12 protein-coding genes are annotated in these 20,610 nt (G+C 66.1%); 8 read left to right on the forward strand and 4 right to left on the reverse strand.

What is annotated here, in order from left to right; genetic code table 11:
* The first annotated feature begins 63 nt into the window (after positions 1–63).
* Genes WM2015_RS06110 through WM2015_RS06120 form a run of 3 tightly spaced genes read left to right on the forward strand, consistent with a single transcriptional unit; the run spans position 64 to position 11,626 of the window.
* Positions 64–9,675 (forward strand): putative Ig domain-containing protein, encoded by a 9,612-nt coding sequence (locus WM2015_RS06110; protein ID WP_156200946.1) that lies wholly within the window; start codon positions 64–66, stop codon positions 9,673–9,675.
* Positions 9,672–11,090, forward strand: a complete 1,419-nt coding sequence (locus tag WM2015_RS06115; RefSeq protein ID WP_082169514.1) for an Lcl C-terminal domain-containing protein — start codon at positions 9,672–9,674, stop codon at positions 11,088–11,090. Before WM2015_RS06110 ends, WM2015_RS06115 begins: the two co-directional genes overlap by 4 nt.
* Entirely contained in the window at positions 11,087–11,626 is a 540-nt protein-coding gene (locus tag WM2015_RS06120; protein ID WP_082169515.1) for an Lcl C-terminal domain-containing protein, read from the forward strand. The genes WM2015_RS06115 and WM2015_RS06120 overlap by 4 nt, the downstream gene beginning before the upstream one ends.
* Before the next feature lie 9 nt (positions 11,627–11,635).
* Here the strand turns inward: WM2015_RS06120 and WM2015_RS06125 are convergent, their stop codons facing one another.
* The 3 genes from WM2015_RS06125 to WM2015_RS06135 all read right to left on the reverse strand — a co-directional run bounded on the left by WM2015_RS06125 (position 11,636) and on the right by WM2015_RS06135 (position 15,915).
* On the reverse strand, positions 11,636–12,106 hold the full coding sequence (locus WM2015_RS06125; RefSeq protein WP_049725227.1) for a hotdog fold domain-containing protein: 471 nt from the start codon (positions 12,104–12,106) through the stop codon (positions 11,636–11,638).
* A complete protein-coding gene (locus WM2015_RS06130) occupies positions 12,103–14,370 on the reverse strand; it encodes a S9 family peptidase (RefSeq protein WP_082169516.1) in 2,268 nt (755 codons plus the stop codon). Before WM2015_RS06130 ends, WM2015_RS06125 begins: the two co-directional genes overlap by 4 nt.
* A gap of 225 nt (positions 14,371–14,595) precedes the next feature.
* The gene (locus WM2015_RS06135; protein ID WP_049726993.1) at positions 14,596–15,915 is read right to left on the reverse strand and encodes a diguanylate cyclase; all 1,320 of its coding nucleotides are present in this window, start codon (positions 15,913–15,915) and stop codon (positions 14,596–14,598) included.
* A 180-nt stretch (positions 15,916–16,095) separates the two neighbouring features.
* Here WM2015_RS06135 and efpL point away from each other — a divergent pair, with 180 nt between their 5' ends.
* The 5 genes from efpL to WM2015_RS06160 all read left to right on the forward strand — a co-directional run bounded on the left by efpL (position 16,096) and on the right by WM2015_RS06160 (position 19,422).
* Positions 16,096–16,662 (forward strand): elongation factor P-like protein EfpL, encoded by a 567-nt coding sequence (gene efpL / locus WM2015_RS06140; protein WP_049725229.1) that lies wholly within the window; start codon positions 16,096–16,098, stop codon positions 16,660–16,662.
* A 10-nt stretch (positions 16,663–16,672) separates the two neighbouring features.
* Positions 16,673–17,782, forward strand: a complete 1,110-nt coding sequence (locus tag WM2015_RS06145; protein WP_049725230.1) for a prephenate dehydrogenase/arogenate dehydrogenase family protein — start codon at positions 16,673–16,675, stop codon at positions 17,780–17,782.
* Between the two features lie 56 nt (positions 17,783–17,838).
* The gene (locus WM2015_RS06150) at positions 17,839–18,177 is read left to right on the forward strand and encodes a TfoX/Sxy family protein (protein WP_049725231.1); all 339 of its coding nucleotides are present in this window, start codon (positions 17,839–17,841) and stop codon (positions 18,175–18,177) included.
* Between the two features lie 26 nt (positions 18,178–18,203).
* A complete protein-coding gene (locus WM2015_RS06155) occupies positions 18,204–18,593 on the forward strand; it encodes an MAPEG family protein (protein WP_049726994.1) in 390 nt (129 codons plus the stop codon).
* Between the two features lie 103 nt (positions 18,594–18,696).
* Positions 18,697–19,422 carry a hypothetical protein gene (locus tag WM2015_RS06160; protein WP_156200948.1) on the forward strand — a complete coding sequence of 242 codons (726 nt, stop codon included), beginning with the start codon at positions 18,697–18,699 and terminating at the stop codon, positions 19,420–19,422.
* Positions 19,423–19,432: 10 nt separating this feature from the next.
* Here the strand turns inward: WM2015_RS06160 and WM2015_RS06165 are convergent, their stop codons facing one another.
* Complete coding sequence (locus tag WM2015_RS06165; protein ID WP_049725233.1) at positions 19,433–20,488, reverse strand: alcohol dehydrogenase catalytic domain-containing protein; 1,056 nt, start codon at positions 20,486–20,488, stop codon at positions 19,433–19,435.
* Positions 20,489–20,610: the final 122 nt, after the last annotated feature.

Consider the following 20,610-nt stretch of genomic DNA (forward strand, 5'->3'; position numbering starts at 1 on the left):
GACGGGCGCTTGCGTATCCATCCATAGGCGCCGCTTTTGTCGGCACAGGATGGTGTGCAAGCGATGGTTTCCAACAAAGGATGCCCGGAACCCGGGTGGATCGAGAACAGCGGCCGGACGCTGGCGGCGCTTCTGCTGCTGATCGTTGCCGGGTCGACCTCAGGCTCGGATGAGCTCGCCGGTCCGGCCGACGTCGTCCGGACCGAGCCGAGTGGAGCCGGCACCCTGGCGCCCGCGTTCCAGCGAGTCGAGCAGGACGCGGTCGATTGGATCTACGCGGGCAGCTGGTCGACGCAGACCTCGGGCCAGCCCAGCGGCGGCAGCTTCGCTCAGAGCGCGAGCGCCGGTGACTCCGCGCAATTCGCGTTCAACGGCAGCTGGCTCAGTCTGGGCTTCATGGCGGACCGCTTCAGCGGTGAAGTCGAGGTCTCGATCGACGGCATCGTCCAGGGCATCTACGACCTCTACCGGCGCGATGATGCGTTGATCCGGCTTCGCTTCGACGGCCTGGCCAACGCCGCGCACACGGTCAGCCTGACCGTGACCGGCACCTCGAATCCACTGGCGTCCGCGACTCGGGTCAAGCTCGACTACGTCGATTTCGGCGATGGTTCCTTGCTCCCCGACGGAGATTTCGAGGAGACCGATCCGCGCTTGCTCTACACCGACGGCTGGACCTCGACGAGCCATGTCGATGCCAGCGGCGGCAGCTACCTGCAGACCGGCGTCGGCACCGCCTGGTTCCCGTTCTCCGGCGATTCCTTCAGCCTGCACACGCTGGCCTACGGGAGCGCCGGACGGATCAGACTCTTCGTCGATGGCCAGCCGCTGGACATCATCGACCTGTACGAGCCGGTGTTCTCCGCATCCGCCGAGCCGCGCGTGTTTTCCTACCAGGGCTTCGGTCCGGGACACCATGTGTTGCAGATCAGCAGCTACCAGGCCAGCGTCGTGATCGATCGCCTGTCAACCCCAGGCAGCGCGCCCTTCACCGACCCGGATTCATCGGGTCCGGGTGTGGCTCGAATCGAGGCCGACGACCCGGCGCTGCGTTTCAATGGGCTGCCCTTGACCCAGGCCAGCACCGACTGGGTGAATGTGGCCAGCATCAGCACCACCCGGGCCAGTGCCGGGGAGGTCGTCTACTCGGCCGCCGCCGGCGATGTCATCGAATTCGATTTCGAGGGCGAGTGGCTGGGTGTGGGCTTCCTGACCGACCGCTTCGGCGGGCAGCTCGAGCTGGCGATCGACGGTGTGGTCGTGGAGACCCTGGACCTCTACAGCCGCTACACGAACACGCTGAGCCGCTACTACCGCGACCTGGGGGCGGGCCCGCATACGCTGACCCTGACGGCTCTGGGGACGGCCTCCCCGGCCTCGAGCAGTGCCCGGATGACCCTGGACTATCTCGAGGTCTGGGACGGGCTGCCGCTGGCCGAGGGTGTTTTCGAAGATGACAGTGATCGGGTGCTCCACAGCCGGGGCTGGTCCCGGCGCAGCCTGGTCGATGCCAGTGGTGGCAGCTACCTGGAAACGGGCATCGCGGATGGCACGACCGCCTGGTTGGCCTTCACGGGAGACTCGGTGAGCTGGCAGAGCTGGAGCCGCTTCAGCTACCAGGACGTGGACGTCCGTATCGACGGCGTCTCCGTCGGCCTGAAGGACACCTATGCCCAGAACGAGGCGCCCCGGGTGTTTTCCTTCGATGGCCTCGGTCCCGGCCCGCACGTCCTCGAGATCAGTCAGTTCCGCGACGATGCCGCGACGGTCGATCGGATCGCCACGCCAGCGCTGGGCCCGGCCGAGCCCCCGCCGGCGTTGCCACCGATCGTTCGATACGAAGAGAATCACCCGGAGCTTCGCTACAACGACCAGCCCTATCGGAGCATGCCGCAGAGCTGGTCGGAGGGCTTTCGGCCCCAGGCCAGTCGCGGCTACCATGCCAGCAGCAGCACGCCCGGAGACCGTTGGGCACTCGACTTCGACGGCGGGTGGCTCGCGCTCGGATTTCGCAGTTCCGACACCAGCGGCAGCGTGGAGATCCTGATCGATGGCGTCTCTCAGGGCATCTTCGATACCTCCGGTGGAGTCAATCAGGTCAGGACCTTCGTTTTCGACGCTCTGGCGCCTGGCGCGCACACGGTCGAGGCGGAAGTGATCAGTGGCCCGGTCATGCCGGACTTCATCGACGTCTGGGCCGGGGAGGCGGTCGCCGATGGCTGGTACGAATTGGAGCTGGATGCTTCGCCGCCCGGGCTGGTGCAGTTGAGTCAGCGCAGTGGCTGGCGCGAATTCGATAACGAGTACGCCCGGGACGACGACCTTCTGTCCCCCTTCGTCAGCTTCGATACCAATGCCTGGTTCAACTTTGTCGGCACCGGCCTGACCGTGCTGGCCTTCGAGCGCGAAAACACCTTCCTGCAGGTGGTCATCGACGGCGTCGACCAGGGCATCGTCGACCTGGCGCCGACGGCACCGTTCCGGGCCCAACCGCGCGCGGTGCATTTCAGCGGCCTGGCCGAAGGCGCGCACAGCGTCCAGGTTGCGCTGGACTCGACCACCGTCAACACGGCCTATCTGGACGCCTTCAACGTCAATCCGGCCGATGCTCTGAATCACACGCCAGCGGTCGAGTGGTTCGACACGACGGCCACGGAGAGCCTGCCGGGCAGCAGCGGTTCGGGTTTTGTTTCGACGATCGCGATCGGTGATCTCGACGGCAATGGCCTGGTCGAACTCGTGGCACCCAGTTCGAACGGTCGCTTGTACGTCTACCGGGGCGACGGGCAGGATGCGGGTGGTGGTTCGCCGATCCTCTGGTCCAGCGATCTGGTCGGGCCGGCGGCCGAGCCTGCCCTGGCGGATCTGGATGGCGATGGCGACGCCGAGATCGTCGTTGTCGGTCGTGAAGGCAGCTTCGCGTTCCAGCACGATGGTCAGCTGCTGTGGAGCAACCCCGGAGTGGCCTCCTACATCGCGTCGGAGGACATCGGTTGGGGCGGGCCGAGCATCGGCAACCTGGATCTGGATCCCGAGCCCGAGATCGTGATCGCCGCTCAGGACGACGCCCTGTACGTGCTCGATCATCTCGGCAACGTGGTCTGGAGCGATCCGCTGCCGGGCCCGACGCCGACGGTGCCGGTGCTTGCCGACCTGACGGGGGATGGCGTGCTCGATATCGTCGTGGCGCAGGGCCTGACCCTCAAGGTCATCGACTATTTCGGCGGCGGGACCGTGGCGTGGAGTCGCGAGCTGCCGGACCCGATCGCCATCCTCGGCGGCAGTCGGGTCTTCGGCGCGCCGGCCATCGCGGACCTCGATGGTGACGGTGGTGCCGAAGTCATCGTCAACTGGGGGCATGTGGTCGAAGCACTGGAGGACGATGGCACGCTGCTGTGGCGCTATCCGACCGGGCGCACCGACCTGTATCGGCCCAGCCCGGTGACCGTGGCCGATGTCACCGGTGACGGCCAGCCCAATCTGGTCACGGCCTCGGCGATCCTGTCGGGCCTGTTCGTCCAGAATCATCTGCTGATGGTGCTCGACCACGCTGGCGGCCTGGTCTGGGAGCAGGTGGTCGCCGACAATTCCGCGTCTGCCTCGGGCGTGGCCGCCCAGGATCTGACCGGCAATGGCGCCTGGGAGATCATCTGGAACGGGGCCATCGATGGCTTGCTGCTGTTCAACGGCCCGGACGGCGAGCGGCTCTACAACGAGCCCTACACGGGTTCCGGCACGGTGCTCGACTACCCGAGCCTGGGCGATGTCGACGGCGACGGACAGGCCGAAATCGTGGTCGCCGGGCGCAACGGTCTGTTCGTCTACGGTCACGGCAGTCGCTGGGTCGATGCGCGCCCGGTCTGGAATCAGCACAACTACCACATCAACAACATCAACGGCGACTGGAGCGTCCCGTTCACCGAAGCGAACAGCTGGGAACTGCACAACACCTACCGCACCCAGACGCCGGATCGGGATCCGAGCTGCGCGCTGGACATCGACGGCGAGCCGGTGCCGCCGGGTTTCCTGGAACTCTCCCCCGGTCCGGACTCGCTGCTGCCCACGGCGGTCCCGCTGGTGATCAGCGGTCGCGTGCTTCCCGTCGCGGCGGGCCAGCCTCTGTTGAGCGTCGAGATCGATGGCGAAGCGGTCGATCTGCTCGATGCCTCCGGCGCCTTCTTCGTCGAGGTGGAACTGCTCCAGGGGCCGAACGCCTTCGAGCTGCGTGCCGTCGATCGCTGCGCAGAGGCCAGCACGACGCTGGTGCTGCAGGGCGGGGGCGATGACGCCAACCCCTGGACCGACATGGCCGACGCCTCGGTGCTGCTCGAGGCCCGCTTCTCGGGCACGACGCACGATCGAGGCAGGGACCGCCTGCTCGTCGATGTGCAGGCCTTCAACGGCGGCGGCTCGCTGCCCGGGCCGGTGCTGATGACGATCGGCAACGACGCCGACCCGGCTGTCGGCCTGCTCGCCGCCGATGGTCTCACCCCGTCCGGCGAGCCCTACGTGATCCTCGTGCCCGAAGGACAGGAGCTGGCGGCCAGTGGCCTGTCGGCGCCGAGATCCCTGGCGTTCTCGAATCCGGACTGGCGGTCGATCGAATTCACGCCACGCTTCATTGCGCCGGTGAATCAGCCGCCGTACTTCACGAGCATCCCGGACGCCCGGGCCACCGTCGGGCAGGCCTGGCGCTACGAGCTGGCCGCCGGCGATGGCAATGGGGATGCGGTTCAGTTGGTCCTCATCGCCGGTCCGACCGGCATGACCCTGGTGGGCGATGTCCTGAACTGGACACCCACCGGCGTCGGCAATGTCGATGTGCTGATCGAAGCCAGGGATGGTCGTGGTGCCAGCGCGCGCCAGGGCTTCGTGGTTCGGGTCGAGGACGCCAGCTTCAACCGACCGCCCGTATTCACCTCCGCGCCTTCGACGCAGCGACCGATCGGTGCCGAGTACCAGTACGATGCGGAGGTCCAGGATCTGGACGGTGACGTCCTGAGCTTCAGCCTGCAGGCGGCCCCTGCTGGAGTCACGGTGGATCCCGCGACGGGACGGGTGGAATGGGCCTTCAGCGCGCCGGGTCAGCACAGCCTGGTCCTGCTCGTCGACGATGGTCGTGGCGGTCAGGCGAGCCAGGCCTGGACCCTGTTCGTCGGCGAGCCGGCCGGCAGTGTCCCGGGGCCCGCTTTTGCCAGCGTGCCGCAGACCTTTGCCGCCATCGGTGTGCAGTATCGCTACGCCTGGGCCGCGACCAGCTTCGATGGCGCTCCGCCCTCGGTCAGCCTGCTGCAGGCACCACCGGCGATGGTCCTGGATCCTGGCACCCGGACCTTGAGCTGGGTGCCTTCCGGCGCTGACCTCGGGCCGCATGTCGTCGAACTCCAGGCCGTCGATTCGGAAGGGCAGATCGCCCTGCAGCGATTCGATCTCGAAGTGCTCGCCGAACTGCCGAATCAAGCGCCCTATCTGGTGAGCACGCCGCCGACCGCCGCCCGCATCGGCACCCCTTACAGCTACCTCGCCCAGGCCGTCGACCCTGAATTCGAAACCCTGAGTTGGTCCCTGGCAAGCGCACCGGCCGGCATGGCGATCGATCCGGCCACCGGTCAGCTCGATTGGGTGCCCGACGGATCGCAGTCAGGGGACTGGCCGGTCATCGTGCAGGCCACCGATCCGCATGGGGGTACGGGCGTCCAGGCGTTCACCGTGCGCGTTCGCGCGGCCAACGTCGACCCGATCATCGTGACCGGGCCGCCGTCTTCGATCACGGTCGGCGCCTTCTACAGCGTGCGCATGCTGGCCAGTGACGGCGACGGCGATGCGCCGATCTGGCGATTGCTCGAAGCTCCGGCCGGCATGACCCTCCACCAGGGGCTTGGATGGCTTCATTGGACCACCACCGGCGCGGCACCCGGCAGCTATCCGGTTTCCCTGGAAGTCACCGACGGCTGGGGTGGGCGCGATACGCTGGACTTCAGCATCGAGCTGCTGGCCGACACGCAGGTGCCGCAGGTGGGGATTCGCATGCTGGCGGACCCGGCCTGCCGTGGCGAAGCGGTTTCCGTGTGCGTGGATGCCTCGGACAACGTCGGCCTGGCCAGCCTCGGTCTGACGATCCAGGGTCAGGCGCGCCCGCTCGACTCCGCGCGCTGCTACCGGTGGACCCCGGCAGAGGCGGGTGCCTTCCCGGCCATTGCCCTGGCCATCGACCCCAGTGCCCAGTTCGCGCAGGCCGACGAGTCCTTGATCGTGGCCGACTGCAACGACGAACAGGCGCCGGTGGTCACCCTGGTCTCGCCGCAGGCGGGCGAGCGCTTCGATGCGCCGGTGCCGATCGTGGTCGATATCGAGGACAACACGCCGGCCGTGCTGAGTTGGGAGGTCACCCTGCGTCGCAAGGAAGGCGAGGGTGCTCCTGTCGTGCTGGCCAGCGGTACCGGGCCCGTCACCGCCGGCGAGATCGCGGTGTTCGATCCAACCGTGCTGCAGGCCGGTGACTACGAGCTCGATATCGTGGCCGGTGATGGCGCGCAGACCGGCGGGCTTCGCGTGCCCCTGGCGGCCGGCACCGGAGCCAAGCCCGGTCGCGTGGCCTTCACCGTTCGCGATCTGGTCTGGCAGTTGGGTGCCTTCCCGCTGGTGATCGGTCGTTCCTACGACAGCCTCGATGCGGGACCGCTGGGTAGCACCCCCGGTGACTTCGGTCCCGGCTGGCGTCTGGCCCTGTCCGCCAGCGTCGAGGACTCGCCCGATGATCCACCGACGGCGGGCCTGCAGCTGGGCGCCGAGCCCTACACGGACCAGACCCGCGTGACGGTCACCAAGCCGAACGGTGAGCGGGTGGGCTTCACCTTCGCTCCGCAGGGCAGGTCCTGGCCCTCGGTGCTCCAGTTCGACGTGGTCTACGAGCCGGACCCGGGTGTGACCGATGAACTCCGGGCGCTCGACTGGCCGGACATCGTCTTCGCCCTGGGCAATGGCTATGCCAACTACGTGATCCCCTACAACCCCTCGCTGTTCGAGCTGGAAACGGCCGAAGGCATGGTCTACGTGATCGACGAGGAGCTTGGTCTGCTCGAGGTCCGCGATCCGCAGGGCGGGGTGCTCAGCGTGGACGAGAACGGCTGGCAAAGCTCCTGGGGGGCAAGGGTGGACTACCTGCGTGACGGGCAGGGCCGGATCACCGACATCGTGCTGATCGATGACGATGGCACGAGCGAGCTTGCGCGAGTGCAGTACGGCTATGACGCCCTGGGCAATCTGGTCAGCGTCGAGGACGTCACCGGCGGCGTGGCCGGCTACGACTACGCCGACCCGGCCTTTCCGCACCATGTCACCGCGACTCGCGACGCCAATGGCCATCCGGTGGCCCAGATGGTGTTCGATGCCCAGGGGCGCATGGTTGCGCACTGCCCGAGCACCGGAGACCTGGTCACCCTGGACGGCTGCAGTCTGTTCGACTACGACAGCCAGGCCGGTGTCGAGACCCTGTTCGATCCGCGTGGTTTCCGCAGCGACCTGTTCTTCGATGGCGATGGCCTGCTGATCGAGCGGCACGACTACATCGACGCCAGCCAGTTCCTCGAACAGCGCTGGACCTATGACGAGGCCGGGCGGGAGATCGAGTACCGGGATCGCGATGGCGGCCTGACCCTGCGCGAGCGCGATGCCGACGGCAATGAACTGCGTCGGGTGCTGCCGGATGGCAGCCAATGGACCTGGACCTACGGCGATTGCGGTAGCGACTGGCTGGAGCAGTGCGACCCCCTCGGCAATTGCACGACGCGTCGTTACGATGCCGAGTGCCGGCTGATCGAGGAACGTGATCCGCTCGGGCAGGTTCGGCAGTTCGGCTTCACGCCCGAGGGTTTCCTGAACCAGGTCATCGACGCCGAATTGCAGGGCCGCAGCTTCGTCTACAACGCGGCCGGACTGGTCGAGCAGGAGATCGATTCGCTCGGCCAGACGACGACGTTCGAGTACAACGCCCTGGGGCAGATTCGCCGTTCCATCGACCGTGATGGCAATGAACGGGAGTTCGTCTTCGACAGCGACAACCGCCTGATCGAAGAGCGTCGGCCGGGTCAGGGGACGGTCGCGACCTGGACCTACAACGCGCTCAACCAGGTGGCCGGTGTGTCGAATGCCGACAGTCAGCTGGCCTTCGAGTACGATCTGGCCGGGCGCCTGGACCGCGTCGAACACAGTGCAGTCGGCGCGCCGGGCTGGTGGCTGGCCTACCAGTACGACGGCAGCGGCAATGTGGTGCAGATCGAGGACTCGGCCGGGGGGCTCACGATCTACGAGTACGACGGCGTCAATCGCCTGAGTTCGATCCGCCAGAGCGGCGCGGGGCTGCTCGAGAAGCGCGTCGATATCGAGTCCAACGGCTCGGGCTATCCGCTGGTGATCCGGCGCTATGCCGACCTGGCCGGCACCATCGCCGGGCCGGTCACCACCTATGAATACGACTGTGCCAGCTGTCCGGCCGGGCTGAGTGCGATCACCCACCGGCGGCCGAACGACGAGCTGTTGTTCCGGATCGACTTCACCCGCAACGCACTGGGTCAGATCACCGGCCTGCTCGACACGGATGGCCTGCATCACTACACCTGGGACGGTGCGGGTCGCCTCGTCGATGAGCAGCATCCGGCGCCCAGCGGCCTGCCGAGTGGCTCCACTGCCTGGGACGGCGTGGGCAACTGGCTGTCCCGGCCGACCGATCCGGGGCCCGTGTCGCTGGCCTACCTGGAAGGCAGCGCCGGACACCGTCTGCTCGGGGACAGTGTGTACTCCTACGACTACACGGCCTCCGGGCAGCTGGCCAGCCGGGAGCATGTCGTTTCCGGTGAGCGCCTGCTGTTGAGCTACTCCCCCCTGCAGCGCGTGGACTCGATCACCCTCGAGGATGGCGGGGGAGCGACGATCAGCTCGGCGAGCTATGGGTACGCGATGAACGGCTGGCGGGTCCGGGCCGAGCGCGACGGGGTTCGTCGTCACTATGCCTTCGACTTCGACAACCCGACCATGGCCCTGGACGATGCCGGCAACGTGGTCTGGCGTCGCCTGCACGGCCGCAGCGTCGATCGGCCCTTCGCCATCGAGCGTGGCGGGCAGCTGCGCTGGCTGCTGACCGATCATCTGGGCACGGTTCGAATGGAGACCGACGATCAGTCGCAGGTGCTGGTCGAATACGTCTACGACGCCTTCGGCCAGCAGGTCGCCGGTCCGCCACCGAGCCTGGATGATTCGCTTCGCTACACGGGACGCGACTTCGACCTGCCGGGTGGCCTCGGTCACTACCGGGCGCGCCTGTACGACCCGCGCATCGGTCGTTTCGTGGCCGAGGATCCGCTCAGGCCCTGGCACTACCGCTACGCGGAGAACAATCCGCTGAGCTTCGTCGATCCGAGTGGCGAGACGGCCGCGATCGAGTACGCGCTGGCCGTCTGTGAAGTGATCGGCCTGGCCATCAGCAACACTCAGCTGGGATTGAGCGTCAAGGCCTTCTTCGAGGACGCCGCCAATGCCATCAATGGCGCGGAGACCTCGGGCGCCAGCCCCTACGGCCTGCTTCCGGGGCCGTCCAGTGATTCGGGCAGTGGCGCCGGTGCCGGTGCGGAAATCGGCGCCAAGCTGGTCATTCCTTGCGGACTGGGGAATCTGTTATGACTTCCAAGACTTGCGTGAACGAACGAGAGCCCGAGTCGCCGCTCATGGTGGCAGCCTTGATGCTTTCGGCGCTATTGCTGTTGGCGATGGGCCTGATGCTCCAGAGCCCGGTCCGAGCCGAGGACAACGCGGTCATCGACCAGCCCCTGCCCAATGGCAGTTTCAGCGATGGGCTGGCTCAGTGGCAGGTGGAGCTGGCCGCAGCGACGGCGCCCGCACCTCGAGTGGAGGTCATCAATGGCGCCGCCCGCATCGAGCGCGGCAGCGCCTTCCTTGCCGGTCTGGCGCAGAGCTTCGAAGCCCCCGAAGGCCTGGTGGCGCTCAGACTGAAGCTGGTGGAATCCCCGCTGCTGACCGCCGATGGGAGCTTCGTGCCGGATGCCTTCGACGTCCACCTGAGCAGTGAATCGGGTCTGGCCCGGTCGACGACGATCCGTCCCGGCGCCTCGGCGGCAGCGAACCAGGCGGCCGTGCCGGCCGGCTTCAATCTCGGTGACGGCGTTACCCTCGTCGGTAACGTGTTGAGGATTCCCGTTGCCGGCGTCACCGAGGGCGAGCGTTTGACCCTGTCGATGGCCCTGGTGGGCGCCGGGCGGGACACGGCGAGTTCGGTGACGATCGATGATGTGGTGATGGAGGTCCTGCGCAAGCGACCGCCGGCCAACCCCGACCGCTTCAACGCCTGTGGCCTCCTTCGCGACCGCTTCGATGACGAGCGTCTGGCGCCCCGGGTCCCCCGCTGCTGGACGCGCCAGATCGCAGACACGGGCCAGCAGGTCTGCCTGGGTGGTGTGGATGGTGAATGTCCGGTTCCGGGACGCCCCGGGCAGGATGCGGAATTCGGGGTCGATGCCCTGGCCGCTCTGGGCGAGCTGCCCAAGCTCGGCGCCGGTCCGGCCGGCTTCGACTACAGCAAGCTCGACGCCAGCGGCGAGCTGCTCCCGGACGATGCGCCGAGCTGGAGGTGCGTGGTCGACAATCGCAGCGGCCTGATCTGGGAGGTCAAGCTTGACGATCCCGGCCATATTCGCCACTTCGCTCACACCTACTCCTGGCGGCAGGACGACCCGGCGGTCGATGGCGGCAGTGCCGGTCCCAGCGATGGCGGCCTGTGCGAGGGAAGTCCCTGCGATACCTCGGGCTTCGTCGACCGGGTCAACCTCGACGGTCTTTGTGGTGCCAGCGACTGGCGCCTGCCCAGCCGGACCGAGCTGGCGACCCTGATTCACGCCGGTACGAGCTCACCGGCCATGGCGATCGAGTTTTTCCCGAACACCGGTGGGCAGGTCTGGACCTGGACGCCGGCGGCGGCCAACTCGGGCCTGGCCTGGCGGGTGGACATGGACACGGGTGAAATTGCCCTCGACGACAAGGCCGGCGCGCTGCGAGTGCGACTGGTCCGGGAGATTCGATGATGCCGAAGGAGTACGGAGTGATGCTGACGAGCCTGCTGTTGGCGCTTGCGATGACCCCCGACGCGGCCCTGGCCCAGTGCGCGGCTGGCAATCTGAACCCGGCCGTGCCGGCCAGCGCCCCGCTAACGGAGTTCGACGAGCAGGGCGACGGCAGCCTCCTGCATCGCCGGACGCGCCTGATCTGGCAGCGCTGCGCCCTGGGTCAGACTTGGGATGGTGCGGCGTGCACGGGAGCGCCGAGCCTGATGGACTGGACGACGGCGCTGCTCGCCGCCGCATCGACGGGGCAGGGCGGAGATCCGATCTGGCGCTTGCCGAATCGCAACGAGCTGGCGTCGATCGTGGAGCAGCGCTGTTTCAGCCCGGCCCTGGATGCCGACGCCTTTCCGGCGGCGCCAGCCGTTGCCTACTGGACCAGTACGCCCGTCAGCGATGGAGGCGAACAGGTGTGGATCGTGGAGTTCGGCGACGGGGCGACGTTTGCCGCCCCCACCGATGCCCTGCAGGCCGTGCGCCTGGTGCGTGATCTGCCCTGAGAATCGGCCTCAGCGCCGCTTCTTCTCGCTGACGTGCAGGAAGATCGTGCCTTCCACGACCACCGTGTCGTCGGCGCGCAGGGCCTTCACGGTGACCGGGACCTCGCCTTCGACCCAGTCTTCCGCTCGGGTGCTGGCCTGGATGCGGAGATCGGTGTCCGCCTTGGCCGGATAGCGCACTTCCATGCCCTTCGGAATCCAGCGCAGATGATCCGGGATCGTGGTTTCGGCCAGGGCGCCCATGGCCATCTCCAGGCCGTTGCAGATCGCGATGACGTGCACGGTGCCGATGTGGTTCTGCACCTTGCGGCGCTTGCGGATGGTCAGCTCGCAGAAATTGGGCTCGATGCTCGTGAAGCGCGCGCCGATGGTGCCGAAATAGGGCGCCTTCATGCTGAACAGGCGCGAGAAGAGCCAGCGACCGGCCGGTAGGCCTTCGAGTCGCTGATAGAGGCGATAGACCTGGGAAGACTTGCTCATGGCTGTGGCTCCATGCCGGCGGGCCGAAGATGGCGGTCCAGGAAACGGGTCAGGGTACGGTAGACGTGCAGGCGCTGACCGGCACCGGAGATGGCGTGCTTTTCTCCCGGGTAGGTCATCAGTTCGAAATCGATGGCCTGTTCCTGTAGCTGCTGCATCAGCATGGTCGAGTGGGTGAACAGCACATTGTCATCGGCCATGCCGTGGATCAGCAGCAGGGGATCGCGGATCGCATCGGCGTAGCTCAGTACATTGCCGCGCTCGTAGGCTTCGGGCGCGGCCTGCGGAGTGGACAGATAGCGCTCGGTGTAGTGCGTGTCGTAGAGGGCCCAGTCGGTGACCGGGGCCACGGCCACGCTGGCGGCGAATTCGCCGGGGTACTGGCTAGCGGCCATCAGCGCCATGTAGCCCCCGTAGCTCCAGCCGAAGATTCCGATCCGTTCGGGGTCGACCCAGGGCTGGGAGCGCAGCCAGTCGACGCCGACCATCTGGTCGACCATCTCGATCTGGCCGAGCTTCAGATAGGCTTCGTCCTGGAAGGCCTTGCCCTGACGCTCGACGCCGCGATTGTCCAGGGTGAACACGACGTAGCCACGGCGCGCCATGTACTGTTCGATCATGCTGCGGCGGCCCCAGCTGTTGACGGCCAGGCGGCTCGTGGGGCCCCCGTAGACGTAGAGGAAGACCGGGTACTGCTCGGCCGGATCGAAGTCGGCGGGTCTGATCAGGCGGTAGAACAGTTTCTGCCCCTCGGGTCCGACCAGGTGGCCGAATTCACTCGGACGGTGACCGGCTCGATACGGCCCATAGGGGTGGTTGTCGTCCAGGCGGTTCTCGAGCAGCCAGGCCACGCGCTCGCCGTCGGCCGAGTGCAGGGACAGCTGTGGGGGTTGACTGCTGCTCGAGTAGAGATCGACGTAGACCCGCCCGGCCCGATCCATCCGGACTTCGTGCCAGCCCGAGCGCCGGGAAATCCTCGAAACGATTTCCGGCGAGCTGGTCATCAGGGACTGGCGGTAGAGGTGCTTTTCCTGGGGCGAGACTTCGGATCCGGTGAAGTAGACCAGACCCAGTTCCGCATCGACGCCGACGACCTCGTCCACGCCCCAGTCGCCGCCGGTCAGGGGGCGGATCAGACTGCCCTCCAGGTCATACAGGTACAGGTGCTTGAAGCCAGATCGTTCGGACGCCCAGATGAAGGCATCCATGCGCTCGAGAAAATGCAGGTCATCGTGCAGGTTGATCCAGGTGTCGCTGGTCTCGGTCAGCAGCACGCGCTGGGTCAGCGTGTCCGTGTCGACCAGGATCAGATCCAGGGTCTGCTGATCGCGACTCTGGCGCTGCAGGCTCAGGTGACGGCCATCGGGGTGCCATTGCACGCGAGGAATGTAGATGTCCCGATTGTCGCCAGAATCGTTGCCCAGATCGATCCAGCGGCGCTCACCGGAATCCAGGTCGACCAGACCGAGCCGATAGCTGACGTTCGGGGTGCCGGCATAGGGGTAGCGCTGCTCGATCATGTTGATTTCGCCCGCTTCGATCTCGTAGCGGCGGGTGATGTCGATCGGGCTCTCGTCGATCTGGAGGAAGGCGATCCGTCGACTGTCGGGTGACCACCAGTAGCCGGTCGAGCGGCCCATTTCTTCCTGGGCGATGAATTCGGCCACACCGTTTGCCACGGTCTCGCTCGCGTCCTCGGTCAGGGCACGGGCCTCTCCGCTGGCCACTTCCGCGACCCAGAGGTTGCGTTCGCGGATGAAGGCGACATGCTCGCCGTCCGATGAGACCTTGGGGTCCGTATCGAAAGAGTCGCTGGCCGTGATCTGACGAACCGTACCGCTCTCGTCCTGTAGATCGAGGAGGTAGATGTCGCCGGCCAGGGGAAAGATCAGGAATCGACCGTCGGCGGACCAGCGGTATTCGACGATGCCGCGCAGATTGGCGATGCGTGCTCGCTCGCGGCGGGCTCGCTCGGCCTCGGACAGCTCGCCTTCGTCGGCCACGACCGCGTCCGCCGCCACCAGGCGTCGAGTGACTCCATCGGCGAGGTGGTATTCCCACAGATCCATGAGATCACGATCGTCCTCCCGGGCGCGGACGAAGGTCACGCGATCGCCGGCCGGTGAGAGTTCGGCCTGTCGCAGGCTCGGGCCTGACAGATCCGGTGAATCGAAAATGCGCTCGAGCGTCAGCTCTTCGGCGTGAATGGTCATGGGTAGGGTGATCAGAGCAGCCAGGACAAGGGCGGGTCGGGGGAATCGCATGGGAACGGTCGGGCGCTGGGTGTAAACCCCGTATTGTCAACGGCTTGCAGGCAGAAGGCAAATTCCGCATCCATTGCTGATTCGCGCACGCCGCATGATCAGGACATGGAGACCGTGTTCCCTCGGATCGCCCATCTGGTCGAGGCGCTCGGGCGGAGAGAGCCGGGAGCTGCGGCTCGAGCGAGCGACGGATGACTGACTGGCAGAAACGGATTCGAGCGCCGATCAGGCGGCGCTGCTGCAGCGCTTGTCCGTATCGGCTTTCGGCCCCGTGTCGTGCACGACCACCTGGTTGCGTCCCGAGGCCTTGGCCTCGTAGACCGCCTGGTCGGCGATCCGGATCAGTTGCTGCAGCTCGATGGCTCGGCCCGGTGGCTTGGCGGCAACCCCCAGACTGGCGCTGATCGGAATGCCCGCAGGTTTCAGTCGGGCGATGCGCTCGCGCAGCTGCTCGGCGCGATCGGCGGCATCGTTCAGACTGCAGTGCGGCAGGATCAGCAGCATCTCTTCGCCACCGAAGCGCACGGCAAAGTCTTCCTGCCGGCAGGCGCTGAGCAGGCTGGCGCCGACGGAGGCCAGGACCTGATCGCCGACCAGGTGGCCGTGGCTGTCATTGACTTCCTTGAAGTGATCCAGATCGATGACGATGACCGACAGGTCCATGTCGTGCCGGTTGGCGGCGGAGCTGATCTTGCTGGCGAATTCGGCCAGCGAGTTGCGGTTGTAGAGGCCGGTCAGCGGATCGGTCATGGCCATTTCGTAGAGCTGGATTCGCTGCTGCTGGACCTGATCGAAGAGCTGCTTCTGCACGATCAGATTCCGGATGCGCGAGGCCGCCTCCTCGAAGATCACCGGTTTGGTGATGAAGTCGTTGATGCCCAGGCGGAACAGCTCGACGCGGCGAATCGCATCATCCATGCCCGACATCGCGAGGATGGGCGTTCGGATCTTGTCCGGATGCTGCTTGCGCAGCTCGCCGACCAGGGCAATCCCGCTCATGTCGCCCTCGACCAGGATGTCGGAAATGACCAGGTCATGGCGCTGCACGTCGAAGTGGTTGAAGGCTTCGGCCGCGCTGACGTAGTGGTCCACTTCCAGGCCCATGCCCTCCAGCAGCCGGGTCATGACCTTGGTGACGGTCTTGCTGTCCTCCACGTACAACACGCGCCCGCTCAACACCTGATTGTCATGGACGGCCATTCGGGATGCCCGGTAGAACAGGTCTTCGATGCCGGTCTTCGGACAGATGTCGGTGACGCCGGCTTCGAAGGCCCGCTTTCGCGTCGCATTGTCCTGCGCCGAGGTCAGCAGCACGATCGGGATCTCGCGGCTGCGGGGCAGGGTACGGACCTGGCGCGTGAAACGAATGCCGTCGATGTCCGGCAGGGACAGGGAAACGCAGATGAAGTCGATCGCCTGATTCTGGAGAATTTCCAGCCCGGACAGACCGTCGGTCGCGATCAGGGGCTCGTGCCCGGCATGCAGCACCATCCGCTCCCAGACGGACCTGAACACCTTGGAATGATCGACAAAAAGTACGCGCAAGTTCGCGATCCTCATCGCAGAATGAGCCGGGATCAGCCAAGCTCATCACGCAAAACGCCCGACTCGGGGCAAAACAGCTTGAACATACCACAAGCCTGGCTAAAACCCCAAGAAATGGCCATCGGGTATTGATAAATAGGGTACGCTTCGCGTTTTTCCACACTGCCGGAGACCCTCTTCATGCCCAAGGCCTCTGAAATCAAGCGCGGACAGGTCATCGACCAAGATGGCACGGTGTTCGCAGTGCGTCAGATCGACCGTTCGGCGCCGACCGCCCGCGGTGGCGGCACCTTGTACCGATTCAAGCTGGAAGCCATTCCCTCCGGCGATCGTCGCGAAGTCACCTTCAAGGGCGACGATATGCTCCGCGAGGCCGATCTCGTTCGACGTCAGAGCGAGTTTTCCTATCGTGACGGCGAGAGCTTCGTGTTCATGGACAGCGAGGACTACACCCAGTACCTGCTGTCCGAGTCCGATGTCGGAGATGCGGCCGATTACATCACCGATGGACTGCAGGGCATCTACGTGCTGATCATCGCCGAGCAGCCCGTCGCCATCCAGTTGCCGCAGTCGGTGGTGCTCGAGGTGACCGACACGGCACCGGTGATGAAGGGGGCGACGGCCAGCCGTTCGGCCAAACCGGCGACCCTGGAGACCGGCCTGGAAATCCAGGTGCCGGACTACATCACCCCGGGCGAGAAGGTGAAGGTCAACACCGAAACCGGCGAATTCATGAGTCGAGCCTGACGGGCCAGGCATGAGCAAGGCCGACCGAACGCCTGAATCGATCGAGGCGCTGCGCAAGCGCCTCGATTCGATCGACGCCACCCTGGTCACCCTCGCCGCCGAACGCCAGCGAATCGTCTCCGAGATCGGTCGGAGCAAGCAGAGCGAGGGCCGACAGCTGCGGGATTTCCGACGCGAGCGGGAAGTCCTCGATCATGTGCGGGCACGGGCCTTGTCCGAAGGCCTCGATCCCGAGCTGGCCGAGGACCTGCTCAAGCGCCTGATCGAGGCCTCGCTGACGCGTCAGGAGCAGGAGCGCGGTCGCCTGTCCGGCCGCGGTTCGGGCCGCCGCGCGCTGGTGATCGGTGCGGCGGGCCGACTGGGTCGCTGGCTGTCCGCCTTTCTCGATAACCAGGGTTTCGACCTGCTACTGGCCGATCCGAGCTATGCCCTGGACGGTGAAAATCGCTTCCGTGACTGGCGTGATGCCCCGAAGCATGTCGACCTCGTTGTGCTGGCCACCCCGATCGCGGTGACGGCGGAACTGCTCGAGGCGCTGGCCGCCGCGGGGCATCCCGGCCTGGTGATCGATGTCGCCTCGATCAAGAGCCCCTTGATCGGGCCCTTGCGGCGAGCCACTGCGGCCGGTCTGTCGGTCTGCTCGGTGCATCCGATGTTCGGTCCGTCCACGCAGCTGCTCTCTGGGCGCCACGTCCTGTTCATGGATGTCGGCTGCCCGGCGGCCGTGGACCAGGCCGAGGCCTTGTTCTCGGAAACGATGGCCGAACTCAAGCGCATCGATATCGAGCAGCATGATCGCCTGATCGCCTGGGTGCTCGGTCTCTCCCACGCCCTCAATATCGCCTTCTTCAGCGCCCTGGCCGAGTCCGGGGTGCCGGCCGAGGAACTCGCGTCCCTGTCCAGCACGACCTTCGATCGGCAGCTGGCGATTGCCCGCGACGTCGCCTCGGAAAGTCCCGAACTCTACTTCGAGATCCAGCGCCTCAACGAGCACGGGGCGGTCTCCAGGGAGGCATTGTCCAGCGCCTTGAAGACCTTGACGGAGCGACTGGCGCAGGACGATGAGGCGGGGTTCAGGCGGTTGATGCTGCAGGGACGGGACTACCTGGAAAAGCTCTGACCGCCTTCCTTTCGCTTCGCTAGACTGGGGGAGGTTCAGAGACGGAGTGTTCTGCCATGGCGACCGATCCGAGTTTCATCGAGCACGCGCTCGATCAATCCGGCCTGGCCGGGCGCTTGACGGCGCGCAAGATGTTCGGCGAGTACGGGTTTCACCTCGACGGCAAGTTCGTTGCGATGGCCTGTGACAACAGTTTCTTCATCAAGGCCACGCCGGCGCTCGCCCGTCATGGGCTCGATTTGCCGATGCGACCGCCGTATCCGGGCGCCAAGGACTACCCGGTGGCCGATGAGTTGCTGGATGCTCCCGAGCAGCTGCGGGGCTTGCTGATCGATACGGCCGCTGAATTGCCGCCGCCGAAGCCCAAGGCCAGGAAGCCGAGGGTAGAAAGCTGAGCGTTTCACCGACCCTGTTGCTGCCGATGGCGGCCCATCTGTTCTGGGCCGCCTGGCTCTACGCGCTGCTGACGGTCCTCCGTGCCCCGGCGGTCTGGGGCCTGGGCGCCTCCACGGCAATCGCCCGGACCGCCAGCCGATACGAGCCGCGGGTCAGCGCCAATCTGTCGAACCAGTTCGAATGGCCGCTGTTCTTTCATGTCGTCTGTCTGGTGCTGATGGCGCAGAACGACGGCCAGACCGGCATCGTGATCGGTCTGGCCTGGGTCTTCGTGGCTGGCCGCATCCTGCACAGCGTGGTGCAGGTGCTGACCGGCAACGTCCGTCTTCGGGGGCTCGTTTTCATGATCAACTTCCTGGCCGTGCTGGGCCTCTGGATCGTCGCTCTTCAAGAGGCATTCGTGGCGACGGCATGAGCGGGGTGCATTGCTTTCGATGCTTGATGTAGGCTGGTCGCATCGGCACCTAGCGCTGACAGACCGAATGACGAGACTGCGAGCAAACGCCTGGCGTGGCCCATTGATTGCGATTTCCATGGGTCTGGCCGCCTGCGCCACCGTGTCACCGGAGCCGGCCTCGACGACGGGTCCGGCAAGGGCCTATCCGATCGATCTTGCGCCGGCTCGCATGGACCAACTGCCGCCAGCGCTGGCCCCGTTCCAGCACGAGTGGCCGGCCTACTGGAAGGGCACCGTTCGAGGCATTCGATCGGCCCGGGAAACGGCCGTATCGGCCTGGCTGGTCGAGCTGCTCGATCCGCCGGAGCGCCTGGGCGACTACTGCGTCGCCAAGGGCCTAGTCTGGCGCTATGAAGTCACCGCCGCTGGCCTCGAAGCCCATGGCAGCACCGCGACCTCGAGTGCTCGACGTGAGCCCGTGGGCGTGGACTGCCTGGCCACCGTCGATCAGTCCTATTTCTCCGTGGATCCGGCCCTGATGAAGGACTTGCCGGCCATCCTCTCGGGCGCAGCCGCAGCCTTTGCCTGTCTCGGCGGAAATGAAGCCGATCCCGACCTCTGCCGGAGCGGTCGGATCTCCAGGGCCCTGGTGCGCATGGTCTCCAGGGTCGATGCCTTCGAGCCGGTCAGTCTTGCGCAGGGTTCGGGCTCCTCGGCATCCAGGTCGGCGCGCTTGTCCTACCTCTACCGTGGTGAATCAGGACTTTTCCTGATCCGCGTTCGTCTGCGCGAGCGTGACGGTGCCTGGTTCATGACGGATGCCGAGGCGATTCCGGTCGACGCTTGACCGGCCGCTTTCAGGCAAGGGGTTCATGGCTGCTGGCGTGCTCACCCGGTTGCAGCACGAAGGCACCGCGAAATCGGCCGAATCGAATCCGTTTCAGAGCGTCATTGGCCTGTTCGAGCGGGAGCTCGCTGACTTCGGGGCGGAAACCGTGCTCGGCGGCGGCCGCCAGGAAGGCTTCGATATCGGCCCGCGTGACGTTGGCCACCGACTTGATCTCCTTTTCCTTCCAGAGCTGGCTGGGATAATCGAGCTCGACCAGGCGCTGACGGTCGCCGGGTTCCTTGGCGATGGCGTTGATGACCAATCGCCCGCCGGGCGCGAGCCGGGTCAACGCGGCGAGCACCGTCTCCCAGACCGGCGTCGTGTCGATGATGGCGTCCGGCGCTGCGGGTGGCTGCTCGTGGGTGTCACCGGCCCAGTGGGCGCCGAGCTCGATGGCTTGACGGCGTTGGTCGGGGTCTCGGGCGAAGACGAAGACCGGGGTGTCGGGCAGCAGTGCCCGGGCCAGGCTCAGGACCAGATGGTTCGAGGCGCCGAAGCCGGTCAGCCCCAGCACCTGCCCGTTGACCAGATCGGCCAGCTTCAGACTGCGGAAGCCGATGGCCCCGGCGCAGAGCATGGGGGCTGCATGGATCGGGTCGAGCGATTTCGGGATGGGCACGGCGAAGGCGGCCGGGATGGTCATGAATTCGGCATAGCCGCCGTCGCGATCGCAGCCCGTGCCCTGAAATTCCGGGCAGAGGTTTTCCTCGCCGCGTTCGCACCATCGACAATGACCGCAGGCCGAGGCGATCCAGCCGACGCCGACCCGCTGGCCCAGTCGCCGAGCAGGAACATCCCTGCCGCATTCGATCACGGTGCCGATGACCTGATGGCCTGGGATACGGGGCAGGGTCGTGGGCACTCGTCCCTCGATCTGGTCCAGTTCCGTGTGGCAGACGGCGCAGGCTTCGATCCGGAGCTTCAATTCGCCTGACGCCGGGGACGGCGCAAGCACTTCGACCTCGACCAGGGGCTCCGAATCCGGTCGTATCGGGCCGATCGACTGTAGCTGCATTGCGCGCATGGCCAACCTACTGAGAGATCACACCTAGGCCTGACTGGGGACAACCTGCTGAGACTGCACACCTAGTGTACCCCGTCACTCATTCTGCAACTTTCAGCGAGTCGACCGGACCAGAAGTCGCT

It is taken from the genome of Wenzhouxiangella marina, assembly GCF_001187785.1.
GTDB lineage: Bacteria > Pseudomonadota > Gammaproteobacteria > Xanthomonadales > Wenzhouxiangellaceae > Wenzhouxiangella > Wenzhouxiangella marina.